Source organism: Pseudomonas sp. HR96 (genome assembly GCF_034059295.1).
GTDB lineage: Bacteria > Pseudomonadota > Gammaproteobacteria > Pseudomonadales > Pseudomonadaceae > Aquipseudomonas.
In genome coordinates this window covers 999,329-1,012,216 of record NZ_CP139141.1, presented here as the reverse complement: position 1 = coordinate 1,012,216, position 12,888 = coordinate 999,329, and the positions used below count along the sequence as shown (strand labels likewise).

Annotated in this window: 16 protein-coding genes and 1 riboswitch; of the genes, 8 read left to right on the top strand and 8 right to left on the bottom strand. The window is 64.1% G+C overall.

Features of this window, described 5'->3' with window-relative positions:
• The first annotated feature begins 31 nt into the window (after positions 1-31).
• From SFA35_RS04775 to SFA35_RS04765, 3 genes are all read left to right on the top strand, one after another.
• The gene (locus SFA35_RS04775; protein ID WP_414058494.1) at positions 32-958 is read left to right on the top strand and encodes a 2-hydroxyacid dehydrogenase; all 927 of its coding nucleotides are present in this window, start codon (positions 32-34) and stop codon (positions 956-958) included.
• A 77-nt stretch (positions 959-1,035) separates the two neighbouring features.
• Positions 1,036-2,034, top strand: a complete 999-nt coding sequence (locus tag SFA35_RS04770; protein WP_320575753.1) for a class I SAM-dependent methyltransferase — start codon at positions 1,036-1,038, stop codon at positions 2,032-2,034.
• 39 nt (positions 2,035-2,073) lie between these two features.
• A riboswitch (yybP-ykoY riboswitch) is annotated at positions 2,074-2,195 on the top strand.
• A 91-nt stretch (positions 2,196-2,286) separates the two neighbouring features.
• Complete coding sequence (locus tag SFA35_RS04765; RefSeq protein ID WP_320575751.1) at positions 2,287-2,871, top strand: TMEM165/GDT1 family protein; 585 nt, start codon at positions 2,287-2,289, stop codon at positions 2,869-2,871.
• Between the two features lies 1 nt (position 2,872).
• On the opposite strand, the gene SFA35_RS04760 is transcribed toward SFA35_RS04765, so the two are convergent.
• The 4 genes from SFA35_RS04760 to SFA35_RS04745 form a co-directional block, all read right to left on the bottom strand.
• On the bottom strand, positions 2,873-3,682 hold the full coding sequence (locus SFA35_RS04760) for a M48 family metallopeptidase (RefSeq protein ID WP_320575749.1): 810 nt from the start codon (positions 3,680-3,682) through the stop codon (positions 2,873-2,875).
• A 77-nt stretch (positions 3,683-3,759) separates the two neighbouring features.
• Positions 3,760-4,380, bottom strand: a complete 621-nt coding sequence (locus SFA35_RS04755; RefSeq protein WP_320575747.1) for an SOS response-associated peptidase — start codon at positions 4,378-4,380, stop codon at positions 3,760-3,762.
• Positions 4,381-4,417: 37 nt separating this feature from the next.
• A complete protein-coding gene (locus tag SFA35_RS04750) occupies positions 4,418-4,681 on the bottom strand; it encodes a putative signal transducing protein (protein WP_320575745.1) in 264 nt (87 codons plus the stop codon).
• The gene (locus tag SFA35_RS04745) at positions 4,681-4,863 is read right to left on the bottom strand and encodes a CPXCG motif-containing cysteine-rich protein (protein ID WP_320575743.1); all 183 of its coding nucleotides are present in this window, start codon (positions 4,861-4,863) and stop codon (positions 4,681-4,683) included. Before SFA35_RS04745 ends, SFA35_RS04750 begins: the two co-directional genes overlap by 1 nt.
• Before the next feature lie 110 nt (positions 4,864-4,973).
• Between SFA35_RS04745 and SFA35_RS04740 the strand changes: the two genes are divergently transcribed.
• Together SFA35_RS04740 and SFA35_RS04735 are read left to right on the top strand one after the other, a co-directional pair.
• Positions 4,974-6,140: a 1-acyl-sn-glycerol-3-phosphate acyltransferase gene (locus tag SFA35_RS04740; RefSeq protein ID WP_320578835.1), complete on the top strand. Its 1,167-nt coding sequence runs from the start codon at positions 4,974-4,976 to the stop codon at positions 6,138-6,140.
• 72 nt (positions 6,141-6,212) lie between these two features.
• The gene (locus SFA35_RS04735; protein WP_320575742.1) at positions 6,213-6,416 is read left to right on the top strand and encodes a hypothetical protein; all 204 of its coding nucleotides are present in this window, start codon (positions 6,213-6,215) and stop codon (positions 6,414-6,416) included.
• A 55-nt stretch (positions 6,417-6,471) separates the two neighbouring features.
• Here SFA35_RS04735 and SFA35_RS04730 read toward each other — a convergent pair whose 3' ends face one another.
• Positions 6,472-7,056, bottom strand: coding sequence for a YajG family lipoprotein (locus SFA35_RS04730; RefSeq protein WP_320575740.1), 585 nt, complete (start codon positions 7,054-7,056; stop codon positions 6,472-6,474).
• Positions 7,057-7,718: 662 nt separating this feature from the next.
• Here SFA35_RS04730 and mqo point away from each other — a divergent pair.
• A complete protein-coding gene (gene mqo, locus SFA35_RS04725) occupies positions 7,719-9,233 on the top strand; it encodes a malate dehydrogenase (quinone) (protein WP_320575737.1) in 1,515 nt (504 codons plus the stop codon).
• 75 nt (positions 9,234-9,308) lie between these two features.
• On the opposite strand, the gene SFA35_RS04720 is transcribed toward mqo, so the two are convergent.
• From SFA35_RS04720 to SFA35_RS04710, 3 genes are all read right to left on the bottom strand, one after another.
• Positions 9,309-9,593 carry a PA4642 family protein gene (locus SFA35_RS04720; RefSeq protein ID WP_320575735.1) on the bottom strand — a complete coding sequence of 95 codons (285 nt, stop codon included), beginning with the start codon at positions 9,591-9,593 and terminating at the stop codon, positions 9,309-9,311.
• A 65-nt stretch (positions 9,594-9,658) separates the two neighbouring features.
• Positions 9,659-10,156 carry a hypothetical protein gene (locus SFA35_RS04715; RefSeq protein ID WP_320575733.1) on the bottom strand — a complete coding sequence of 166 codons (498 nt, stop codon included), beginning with the start codon at positions 10,154-10,156 and terminating at the stop codon, positions 9,659-9,661.
• Positions 10,157-10,255: 99 nt separating this feature from the next.
• On the bottom strand, positions 10,256-10,813 hold the full coding sequence (locus tag SFA35_RS04710) for a hypoxanthine-guanine phosphoribosyltransferase (RefSeq protein ID WP_320575731.1): 558 nt from the start codon (positions 10,811-10,813) through the stop codon (positions 10,256-10,258).
• Between the two features lie 169 nt (positions 10,814-10,982).
• Between SFA35_RS04710 and upp the strand changes: the two genes are divergently transcribed.
• Positions 10,983-11,621 carry a uracil phosphoribosyltransferase gene (gene upp, locus SFA35_RS04705; RefSeq protein ID WP_320575728.1) on the top strand — a complete coding sequence of 213 codons (639 nt, stop codon included), beginning with the start codon at positions 10,983-10,985 and terminating at the stop codon, positions 11,619-11,621.
• 2 nt (positions 11,622-11,623) lie between these two features.
• Positions 11,624-12,886, top strand: coding sequence for a uracil-xanthine permease family protein (locus tag SFA35_RS04700; RefSeq protein WP_320575726.1), 1,263 nt, complete (start codon positions 11,624-11,626; stop codon positions 12,884-12,886).
• Positions 12,887-12,888 lie beyond the last annotated feature (2 nt).

Sequence of the window (12,888 nt, the reverse complement as noted above, 5' to 3'; positions counted from 1 at the left end):
GTTAGGGCAATTTTGCTCAGGAGATTTGCCGATGACCTTGCCTCGCGCCGTGTTTCTCGACTACCGCTCGCTGGACCTCGGCGACCTCGACCCGGCGCCCCTGCAGGCGGTGTTCAGCGACCTGCAACTGCATGAGGCGACCGCCGCCGAGCAGATCGTGGCGCGCCTGCAAGGCTTCGAGGTGGCCATCGTCAACAAGGTACCGCTGAGCGCCGAGACCCTCGCTCAGTGCCCGCAGCTCAAGCTGATTCTGGTGGCGGCCACCGGCACCAACAACATCGACCTGGGCGCCGCCCAGGCGCGCGGCATCCCCGTACGCAACTGCAAGGGCTACGGGACGCCGTCGGTGGCCCAGCACACCCTCATGCTCCTGCTGGCCCTGGCCACCCGTTTTGCCGACTATCAACAGGCGGTCAAGGCCGGGCGCTGGCAGCAGGCCAGCCAGTTCTGCCTGCTGGATTTCCCCATCGTCGAGCTGCAGGGCAAGACCCTCGGGCTGCTCGGCCATGGCGAACTCGGCAGCGCGGTGGGCAGGCTGGCCGAAGCCTTCGGCATGCGAGTGCTGATCGGCCAGCTGCCCGGCCGCCCCGAGCGCGCGGACCGGTTGCCACTGGCCGAACTGCTGCCGCAGATCGATGCCTTGACCCTGCACTGCCCGCTGACCGAGCAGACCCGTCACCTGATCGGCGCCGAGCAGTTGCGCCTGCTCAAGCCTGGCGCATTCGTGGTCAATACCGGGCGCGGTGGCTTGATCGACGAACAGGCGCTGGCCGATGCGTTGCGTGCGGGGCATCTGGGCGGTGCGGCCACCGATGTGTTGACGACGGAGCCGCCAACCCAGGGCAATCCGCTGTTGGCCGATGACATTCCACGGCTGATCGTCACCCCGCACAACGCCTGGGGCAGCCGCGAAGCGCGGCAGCGGATCATGGGTCAATTGGCAGCCAATGCCGGCTGAAGCCGGCCTCCTGGCCCCCGAGATGTTTGGTAACCCCGCCAGCCCTGATAGACTCCGCCCTTTTGCCAGGAGCCCCCATGGACCCGCGCAGTGAAGTGCTGCTTCGCCAAGCCCACCTGTTCCAAGGCCCGCTGCTGCTGGCCGGCTTGCCTGCCGACGACCTGCTCGGCCAGTTGCCTGAAGCTCACGGCTGGTGCTGGCACGCGGGCGACCAGAGCGCTCTGCAGGCCCGCTTCGAAGGTCGTAGCGCCTTCGGTGTCGAGGCGCCGGAGTCTTCATTCGAAGCCGCCGTGCTGTTTCTGCCCAAATCCCGAGACCTGGCCAACTACCTGCTCAACGCCCTCGCCTGCCGCCTGGGCGGCAAACAGCTGTTTCTGGTGGGCGAAAAACGCGGTGGCATCGAAGGGGCCTCCAAGCAGCTGCATGCCTTTGGCACGCCACGCAAACTCGACAGCGCTCGTCACTGTCAGCTCTGGCAGGTGCAGGTCGATACACCGCCTGCGGCGGTGAGCCTGCAAAGCCTTGCCCAGCACTACGAACTGCCGGTGGGCGACGCGCCGCTCAAGGTGGTGACCTTGCCCGGGGTGTTCAGCCACGGCCGCCTGGATCGCGGCACCGCGCTGTTGCTCGAGCATCTGGCCGGCCTGACCCAGGGCCACGTGCTCGACTTCGGCTGCGGCGCCGGGGTGCTCGGCGCAGCGATCAAGCGCCGCTATCCGCAAAATACCGTAACAATGTTGGACGTGGATGCCTTCGCCGCCGCCAGCAGCCGCCTGACCCTGGCGGCCAACGGCCTGGAAGCCGAGGTGATCGTCGGTGATGGCATAGATGCCGCACCACGCTTTCTCGACGCCATTCTGAGCAACCCGCCGTTCCATACCGGAGTGCACACCGATTATCAGGCGTCGGAAAACATGCTGCAAAAAGCGGCCAAACATCTGAAAAAAGGCGGCGAACTCCGGCTGGTCGCCAATAGCTTCCTGCGCTATCAGCCGTTGATCGAGAAGCATCTGGGCATATGCGCCGTACTGGCAGAAGGCCAAGGGTTCAAGGTCTATCGCGCCAAACGTGGGTAGATTCCGCGCTTGCACAAACGCTTTCGCCTAGGCAGAATCCGCTCCGTCCTAGGGGAGTAGTCTCCCACGAGCGCCATGCTCGTCCGGCACGCGTCAACATACTTGGTCCACAGACCATGGCGCGTGCGACCCAGCGATTCGCGCCAGACGAGTCCGGGGTTTGACAAGACCTATGACACGCACACCTTACCCGGGGCGGGGAGGCTGTACGTGTCATAGCCGTGTCGACCCGCCCCCATAGGAACTCACCTGATGCTGGAATCCCTTCTCGTCCCTACCGGGATCGTGGCCCTCGCCGAAATCGGCGACAAGACCCAATTGCTCGCCCTGATCCTGGCGGCACGCTTTCGCAAGCCTTGGCCGATCATCGCCGGCATCGTCGCCGCGACCCTGGCCAACCATGCCGCCGCCGGGGCCGTGGGGGCCTGGATCAGCAGCTACCTGACCGACTCGATCCTGCACTGGATTCTCGCCGCCAGCTTCACCGCCACCGCGCTGTGGACTCTGGTGCCGGACAAGATGGACGACGACGAAGCCACCACCAAGCGCGCGTTCGGTCCATTCCTGACCACCCTGATCGCCTTCTTCATCGCCGAGATCGGCGACAAGACCCAGGTCGCCACCATCATGCTCGCCGCGCAGTATCCGGACCTGCTGCTGGTGATCATCGGCACCACCCTGGGCATGCTGATCGCCAACGTGCCCGTGGTGCTGGCCGGCAACTTCGCCGCCGACCGCCTGCCACTGACCTTGATTCGCCGGGTCGCCGCTGCGGCGTTCTTCGTGCTGGCGATCATTGCGGTGTATCAGGCCATTAAGGTCAGTAGCGGGGCGTGAGTCACAAGGTCTTCTGATACAGCGGCATCACCTTGGGGATCGCCGCCTGCAACGCGGCGATACGGTTGGCCGAGGCCGGGTGCGTGCTCATGAACTCGGGGGGCGCCGACCCATTGGCGGCGGCGCCCATCTTGTTCCACAGGGTGATGGCGGCGTTGGGGTTATAGCCGGCTCGGGCCGCCAGTTCGAGGCCGAGCAGGTCGGCTTCGTTCTCGTTGGCACGACTGTTGGGCAGGGTCAGGCTGTACTGCACCACGGTGTCGGCCAGTGCCAGGCTGTCCTGGCCCAGACCCAGCAGACTGCCCGCGCCATCGCGGGCCATCTGCACGCCGTAGGCCTTGGACATCGCCTCGCGGCCATGCTCACGCAGGGCATGGGCGATCTCATGGCCCATCACGGCGGCGATCTCGTCGTCGGACAATTGCAGCTTATCGATCAACCCCGAATAGACGATGATCTTGCCGCCAGGCCCGCAGTTGGCATTGAGCTCATCGCTCTTGATCACATTGACCTCCCACTGCCACTGCGCCGAGTCGGCGCGCAGCGTCGGCGCCTGGGCAATCAGGCGCTTGGCAATGGCCTGCACCCGGGTGTCGTCGCTGCTGCCCTTGGCCAGTTCGCCCTTGGTGCTCGCTTCGCTGACGGTCTGCTGATAGGACTGGGCGTACATCTGGTTGACCTGGTCGGTGGTCAGCAGGCTGAACATGTATTGCTTGCGGTCGACGCCCACGGCGCCAGGATCGGTGGTGTTGACCGCCTGGCAACCGGCCAGCAGCATCGCGGCGCAGGCGATGGAGAGTGATGTGCGCATACTCGGACTCCTGATGAAAACCGGGTCATCCTAGTCTTTGTATTGCCTTCGATACAATTGCATGGCCAAAAGCCTTATCACGCCGGGGTCAGGCACTCCGGCGCGTTGAGCTTGGGATCATTGATCAGATTGGCCAGCGGCCGCTCGCGCAACGCCGCCGGCGGCGCAGCAAGCAAGGTATGCAGCACCGGCATCGGCGTGTCGGGGTCGAGCCAGGCTTGCTGGCCGGCCGCGTCGAGGATCAGTGGCCGGCGCTGCCCGGCGGCCGGCTGGGTAATCACCGCAGTGCTCAGCCAGACCTGTTCCTGCACCGGGTAGGCCTCCCAGATCGCTGCAAAGAACAGCGAGGAGCCCTCCCCCGGCGTCAACCAGTAAGGACGCTTGCGCACGCTGCCGCGCCATTCGTAAAAACCGTTGGCGGGCAACAGGCAGCGGCGCAGGCGCAACGCCTCGCGGAACATCGGCTGTTCGACCACGGTCTCGGCGCGAGCATGGGCCGGGGTGCGCGACAAGTCGGTCAGCCAGGCCGGCGTCAGGCCCCAGCGTGCGCGGGCCAATTGCGGCTGGCCGGCGTCCAGACGCTGGATCAGCACCGAATCGCCCGGCGAGATGTTCCACTGCGCCTGCTGGTCGGCAGGAAAGCCCGGCAGCGCGGCAAAGGCCGGCGACCAGCGAAATAAAGCGTAACGTCCACACATCAGCAAAAACACTCTTGGGCCCACCGACAGCAGCCACTCAGCACAGCAAAATACCGGGAACGCTGTCCGGTTGATCATCGCCGGACAACGGCAAGGCCGCATTGTACTCGGCGATCAGTTGGCGCGCGTGCTCGGCCTGGTCGTTATCGACATTCAACGACAGCAGCCCCATGGCCGGCAGGTCGCCCATGCCGCCAACCAGATCGCCGCCACTGAGGTAGGCCTGCACGCCTTCACTGGCAAGCATGTCGACCAGCATCTGCGCTTCCATCAGGCTTCCAGGCTCATAGACTCGGCGCATCATTCGTTCTCGCTGTACACGTCCAGCATCCATTCCTGGCCATCGGTCTGCAGGTTGAAGACAATGGGCCGGCAGCACACCGGGCAGTCCTCGATGTACTGCTGGTCGCCGCCGGACAGGTCCAGCACCGCCTCGGCCGGCTCGCCGCAATAGGGGCAGTCGTACGCTTGGGTTTCCAGCATCACGGTCTCTCCACTTCAGTTATGCGTATAATCGCCGGTCTACTTTGCAACGTTGGGTTTTCATGAACACCAGCGCAGTCTCGATCACCAGCCGTTTACAACAAGAGAGCATGATGGGCGAATTCGATGCCATCCGACCGTATGACGACGCCGAGGTACCTGCCGTACTGGCACGGCTGCTCAGCGACCAGGCGTTTCTCGACATCCTCACCCACTTTCGTTTTCCGCGCACCGCCGGCGCGTTCAGCTGGGCGCTCAAACCACTTATAGCCCATCGACTGCGCAAAGAGTTCGCCAGCGTCACCAACGTCGCGACCCTGCAGGACAAGGTCGAGTATTACGTCGACAAAACCATCGACCGCGCCACCGACGGTGTGACCTACACCGGCGTCGAACAATTCAAGTCGGGCAGCGCCTATCTGTTTCTGGCCAACCATCGCGACATCGTCATGGACCCGGCCTTCGTCAACTATGCGGTGTACCACGCCGGCCTGCCCACGCCGCGCATCGCCATCGGCGACAACCTGCTGCAAAAGCCCTTCGTCAGCGACCTGATGCGCCTGAACAAGAGCTTCATCGTGCATCGCTCGCTGAGCGGGCGCCGGGAAAAACTGGCGGCCTACCAACTGCTGTCGGCCTATATCAGCCACTCGATCCGCAAAGACTGCCAGTCGATCTGGATCGCTCAGGCCGAGGGGCGTGCCAAGGACGGTGACGACCGTACCGATTCGGCGATCCTGAAAATGTTTCACATGAGCCGCAAGGACGAGCCGTTCGGCGAGGTGATCCGCTCACTCAACCTGACCCCGGTGTCGATCAGCTACGAGTACGACCCCTGCGACCAGGCCAAGGCCCGCGAGCTCTACCTGCGCGCCACCACCGGCAGCTACACCAAGGCGCCGGGCGAGGACGACCAGAGCATCGCCAAGGGCATCACTGGCTACAAGGGCCGGGTGCACGTCAATTTCGCACCGCCGATCAGCGAGGTGTTCGAAGACACCAAGCAATTGGCGGCCGAGGTCGACCGCCTGATTCTCGGCGGCTACCGCCTGTTCCCGGTGCATTACCTGGCTTACGCGCAGTGGGCCGACGCCGACCCGAGCCTGCAGGTGCCGCGCGCCGAAGAGGTGTTCGGTGAGGAGGAGCTGGCCCAGGCCAGGGAAGAATGGCAAAGCCGCCTGGACGAATGCCCGGTGGAGCAGCAGCCCTACCTGGTGGTGCAGTACGCCACGCCGGTGCGCAACCAGTACCGGGTCAAGGCCGGCCTGCCTTTATAGGGCAACGTCATACGCCCGTCATGTAAAAGCGCCAGGCTGTCGCACCTCATTTGCACAGCCTCGGAGATCGTCATGCTGCACGCCCAGAACCAGGACCGCCTCTACCTGATCGCCCCCAGCGACGAACAGCAAGCGCTGATCGACGCGCTTGCCTTCAACGTGCAGGATCGCCAGTGGGTGGTGTATTGCGCATTGGGCGGGCACCAGCACCGCGACTGGCCGGAAGTGGACCTGGCGACCGGGATCAGCCTGCTGGAGTTGTACCAGGCGGCTTGAAGGTGCCCCCCTAGGACCGAGCTCGCTCGGTCCTAGGGGGAATCTTTGCGGCGACTTACTGCTGGCTGAGGGTCTGCCCGATGGTGGCATCCTTGAATACGCGGGTCAGCGCATCGCTCAACACATCACTGACCAGCCGGGTGTTGGTTTCCTGGTTCGGCGCCATGCCGAAACGCTGGTCCAGCGAGGCGGCATAACGGCCGCTGTAGTGGCGGCTGCCGCTGACCACGTCGGCGCGGAAGTTGGCGCTGATGGTAGCCTCGGTCACGTACATGCTGTCTTTAGGCGACTGGTATTTGAGGTCGGTCAGGGTCAGGGTCAACTGCGGGCCGCTGCCGCCCTGGGTCGGGGTGAAACCCAGCAGGCGCACGGCCGCTTCGGTCTGGGCCTGCAGCTTGGGCAGCAGGTCGGAGCCATTGACGGTCACCGCGCTGGTCTCCGGGTACAGGCCACCGCGAGTGCCGAGGCTTTGCGAGGCGCGGCCATCGACCACACGCACGGCCACCTGCTGGCCCTGGCCGACGGCGGCGAATTGCGAGGTCAGCCGAGGTTCCGGGCTGAGTTGTTGCGGGCTGTTGGCACAACCGGCCAAGGTCAAGGTGGCCACAGCGATCAAACCGAACAACAGGCGTTGCAACATGCTCGTCTCTCCAAGGGAATAGGCAACAGGGCCGCAGTATAGCGGTGCCCGCCCCCGGCAAACCAGCGCGGCTGGAAAGCGACGCGCCGGCCCGCAAAAGACTGGCCAGTCACCGCCCACTTTCGCCTCCAGCGTCCAAGAAATGTCATGTAACAGGATCATTTCTCGGCGATTCATCGTTATAATCTCCCCCCGATTATAAGGACGTCTCCTGATCGGGCCTCGCATCAATGCAAATGCTGCCATTTGCTCCCGCATTGCCCACAGAGAGCCGCCCATCCAGAGCAGGTCCGAAGCGCCGTGGCGGGTGACCCCCACCGATTTCGCCCTGCCCTGCCAGAGCTGCCATTTGCCGCGCATCCATCTGCACGCGTGACGGGGGTGGCCCTTTTCGAGGTTAACGACTCCAAAAGAGCGTGCAAGAGCGATGTCTGCGTACATCATTCCTACTTCACAAGAGTGTGGCGAGCAAATGAACAGTTCTGCATTCACAATAGCTTTATCGACGTCCCGAACAGCATCCACCGCCGGCACCCTGGTGCCCTCAACCACCCGGGCCTGACGCTTTTCGCTGGGCAAGACGATTGCGCTGACCGATGGTCGAATGGCAAACGCGACGCCTTGCTGTCAAATTGGTGCTGAAGATTTTGGAGACGCGTTACATGGCGCACAACGAAGCAGTCGATGTCGTACTTGTTGGGGCTGGCATCATGAGTGCCACCCTGGCCGTACTGCTCAAGGAACTGGACCCGACGCTCACGCTGGAAGTGGTCGAGGCCATGGACTCCGGCGCCGCCGAGAGTTCCAACCCATGGAACAACGCCGGTACCGGTCATGCCGGGCTGTGCGAACTGAACTACACGCCTCAGGCCGCCGACGGCTCGGTCGACATCAAGAAAGCCGTGCAGATCAACTCGCAGTTCGAGGTGTCCAAGCAGTTCTGGGCGCACCTGCAACGCAAGGGCAGCTTCGGTGCGGCCCGAGAATTCATCAACCCCATCCCGCACCTGAGCTACGTCGAGGGTGACAAGGGCGTGGCGTTCCTCAAGAAGCGCTGGGAGATGCTCAAGCAGCATCATGCCTTCGCCGACATGCTCTACACCGAAGACAAAGCCACCATGGTCGAGTGGATGCCGCTGATGATGCCGGGCCGCCCCGCCGACCAGCAGATCGCCGCCACCCGCGTGATGGGCGGCACCGACGTCAACTTCGGCGCCTTGACCAACAAGCTGCTGGCCCACCTGGGCAGCACTGCCAATGCCAAGGTCAAGTATTCCAGCAAGGTCACCGGCCTGAGCCGTCAGGGCAGCGGCTGGCGCGTGACCATCAAGGATGCCGTCAGCGGCAGCAGCCGTGAGCTGGATGCCAAATTCGTCTTCCTCGGCGCCGGTGGCGCAGCCCTGCCGCTGCTGCAACTGTCGGGCATCGACGAGAGCAAGGGCTTCGGCGGCTTCCCGGTCAGCGGCCAGTGGCTGCGTTGCGACAAGCCGGAAGTGGTCGAGCGCCACCAGGCCAAGGTCTACAGCCAGGCTGCGGTAGGTTCGCCGCCGATGTCGGTGCCGCACCTGGACACCCGCGTGGTCGACGGCAAGAAGTCCCTGCTGTTCGGGCCTTACGCCGGCTTCACCACCAAGTTCCTCAAGCACGGTTCGTTCCTCGACCTGCCGCTGTCGGTACGCGCCGGCAACATCGGCCCGATGCTCGCGGTGGCCCGCGACAACATGGACCTGACCAAGTACCTGATGAGCGAAGTCCGCCAGTCCATGGAGCAACGCCTGGACTCGCTGCGCCGCTTCTACCCCGAGGCCAAAGCCGAAGACTGGCGTCTGGAAGTGGCTGGCCAGCGCGTGCAGATCATCAAGAAGGACGCGAAGAAGGGCGGCATCCTGCAGTTCGGCACCGAGCTGGTGTCGGCGAAGGATGGCTCGCTGGCAGCGCTGCTTGGGGCCTCCCCGGGCGCCTCGGTGACCGTGTCGATCATGCTCGAGCTGCTCGAGCGCTGCTTCCCCGAGCAGACGCGTTCGGCCGCCTGGTCGAGCAAGCTTGAGGAAATCTTCCCGGCCCGTGAAAAGGCCCTGCAGACCGACGCCGAGCTGTATCGCCGAGTCCGCGCACAGAGCGACGAGGCCCTGGGCCTGGCCGCTACGCCGAACGACGGGGCGCAGCACTACGCTTGAGGGCTGTCATGGCCCCATGAAAAAACGCCCCGGCCGGGGCGTTTTTTCATGCGCAGGCTTTTACCTGGCGCGGGCTCAGCGAGCCTTTTCGATGATCTCGATGTATTCGGGCGCGTTGCGCTGGTCCTTGATCAAGGCGATAAAGTCCTGACCGTGCTCGTCCTTGCCATCCAGGTCGTAGCCAGCGGCCTTGAAGAAGCCGACGAAGCGTTCGAAGTCGTCGACGCGCAGGCCGCGATACGCCTTGATCAGCTTGTGCAAGGACGGCGAAGTGGCGTCCACCGGCTCGAAGTCGAGGAACAATTTGATCTGCTCGTCGCCGATCTCGTCACCAATCACCTGCTTCTTGTCTTTACGCATCGGTCTACCAACTCGCTTGAAGGCGTTCACGGGGCGGCAAGTGTAACTCTGCCGCGCCCGCAGGCTCAACGCGCGTGTTCGGCACCGGTGTGCAGGTCGGCCCAGATGTGGCCGTTGGGATAGGTCAGGAACTGGACGTAGACCGTGTCATTGCGCAGCAGGTCGACGATGGTGCGGTACTGCCCCAGCGGATAGTTGAGGCTCAGGGTCTTGCTGTCGTCGTCGTAGGCAGGCTTTTTCAGGCTTTTGCTTTCTGCATCGAAGGTAATCAGCACTTCACTGATGTTCGCGCCCTTGTTCAGTGCCTTGCCCTTGAGGCGCAGCGAGACGGCGGAAGTCACCGGGATCGGCTGCTGGCTGGACAGCCGCTGGTTGCCCACCACCACGGTGAACTCGGTCACCTGCAACAGCTGTTGCTGTTCCGGCTTGCCAGTGCGCAGGCCCAGCTCGTCCGGCGGGAGGTACTGGGCGTGCATCGGCACACTGGCCGGCGGGGTGGCGGCGGCAGTCACGGCGAAGGGGGCGGCGGACAGCAAGGCAAAAGCGGCGATCTTCAAGCGCATGGCAGGCTCCGGGCAGGCGGGCGAGCACTGTAGCACGCACTCCATGGGAGGGGGCGAAGCCCCCGAGAGGCCGCCAGGCCGGTTTGATCCTGGGAAAGGTTACAGCCCCTTCACCGCATAGATCCCCGCCGCATTGCGCCAGTACCCTTTGTAGTCCATGCCATAACCGAACACGTAACGATCCACGCACGGCAAACCGGTATAGGTGGCCTTCAAGCCCGGCGACGCCTTGCGGTCGTGATCCTTGTCGATCAGCACGGCGGTGTGCACGGCGGCAGCGCCAGCGTGTTTGCAGAAGTCGATGATGGCGCTGAGGGTGTGACCCTCGTCGAGGATGTCGTCGATGATCAGCACGTCGCGGTCGATGAACGACACCTCCGGCTTGGCCTTCCAGAACAGATCGCCGCCACTGGTCTGGTTGCGGTAGCGAGTGGCGTGCAGGTAGGACGCTTCCAGCGGGAAATTCAGGTGGGTCAGCAATTTGCCGGAAAAGATCAGGCCGCCGTTCATCACGCAGAACACCACCGGGTTGCGCTCGGCCAGATCGGCATTGATCTGCGCGCCAACGCGCGCGATCGCCGCCTCGACGTCGGCTTCAGTGTGCAGGCAATCGGCTTCGCGCATCACTTGACGGATGTGCTCGAGGTCAGCGGACATGGCGCTCTCCAGGGGGGCGGTCGGTGAAAAGCGGGCAAAGGTACGCATCCACCGCCCGCAGTTCAAGCATTTGTGGACTAACGTGCTAAATGTCGCGTTTGCGGCTGTTACAGAGTTGACCAAATAGTCTAATCTAGCGCGTTTTTTTGCCTTCCGGAGCCCCGCCCCCATGCCCATTCGAGAGATCCGCCACCCGCTGATCCGCCACAAGCTCGGCCTCATGCGCCGTGCCGACATCAGCACGAAGAACTTTCGTGAGCTGGCGCAGGAGGTTGGCGCCCTGCTGACCTACGAGGCCACCAAGGACCTGCCACTGGAGAGCTACCAGATCGACGGCTGGTGCGGCCCGGTGCAGGTCGAGAAGATCGCTGGCAAGAAGATCACCGTGGTGCCCATCCTGCGCGCCGGCATCGGCATGCTCGAAGGCGTGCTCAGCCTGATCCCGGGGGCCAAGGTCAGCGCCGTGGGTGTCGCCCGCAACGAGCAGACCCTGGAGGCCCATACCTATCTGGAAAAACTGGTACTGGGCATCGAAGAGCGCCTGGCGATGATCATCGACCCGATGCTGGCCACCGGCGGCTCGATGGTTGCCACCATCGACCTGCTGAAGAAAGCCGGCTGCAAGGACATCCGCGCCATGGTGCTGGTGGCGGCCCCCGAAGGCATCGCCGCCGTAGAGAAAGCCCACCCCGACGTGCAGATCTACACCGCCTCGATCGACGAGCGTCTCAACGAACACGGCTACATCATCCCGGGCCTGGGCGATGCCGGCGACAAGATCTTCGGCACCAAGCAGAAGGACGCTTGAGCATGGCCGACGAGTTCAACGATCCGCTGTGGCGGCAAATCGTCTCCGGCGCGCAGATGCTCTTCGTGGCATTCGGCGCCCTGGTGCTGATGCCGCTGATCACCGGGCTCGACCCCAACGTCGCGCTGTTCACGGCCGGCCTGGGGACCCTCTTGTTCCAGCTGGTGACCGGGCGCCAGGTGCCGGTGTTCCTCGCGTCCAGCTTTGCCTTCATCACCCCGATCATCCTCGCCAAGGGCCAGTTCGGCCTGGCCGAGACCATGGGCGGGGTCATGGCCGCAGGCTTCGTCTACACCTTCATGGGCCTGGCGGTGAAGCTCAAGGGTCCAGGTTTCATCGACCGCCTGCTGCCGCCGGTGGTGATCGGGCCGGTGGTGATTTCCATTGGCCTGGCGATGGCGCCGATCGCCGCCAACATGGCCATGGGCAAGGCCGGTGACGGCAGCGAGCTGGTGCCCTACCGCACCGCCATGCTGATCTCCATGCCGGCCCTGCTCACCACCATCGTGGTGGCGGTGTTCGGCAAAGGCATCTTCCGCCTGGTGCCGATCATCTCCGGGGTGCTGGTGGGCTTTGCCCTGTCGTTCTGGTTCGGCGTGGTCGACGTGGCGAAGATCGCCGCCGCGCCCTGGCTGGCGTTGCCGCACTTCACCGCGCCGGCGTTCAACTGGCAGGCCATCCTGTTTATCGTCCCGGTGGCACTGGCACCGGCCATCGAGCACATCGGCGGGGTGATCGCGGTGGGCAGCGTGACCGGCCGCGACTACCTGAAAAAGCCTGGCCTGCACCGCACCTTGCTGGGTGACGGCCTGGCCACCACGGCCGCCGGCCTGTTCGGCGGGCCGCCCAACACCACCTACGCCGAAGTGACCGGTGCGGTGATGCTGACCAAGGCCTACAACCCGAAAATCATGACCTGGGCGGCGGTCTTCGCTATCAGCCTGGCCTTCATCGGCAAGTTCGGGGCCTTGCTGCAGAGCATTCCGGTGCCGGTCATGGGCGGGATTCTCTGCCTGCTGTTCGGCTCAATCGCGGCGGTGGGCCTCAATACCCTGATCCGTCACAAGATCGATCTGGGCGAGGCGCGCAACCTGGTGATCGTTTCGGTGACCCTGGTATTTGGCATCGGTGGGGTGTTGGTGGGCAGCGGCACCGGGCCAAACGACTTCGGCCTCAAGGGCATCGCCCTGTGTGCCGTGGTGGCCATCCTGCTGAACCTGGTGTTGCCTGGGCATGGCAAGTGGAAGGAGCGGACGCTGGATTGAGC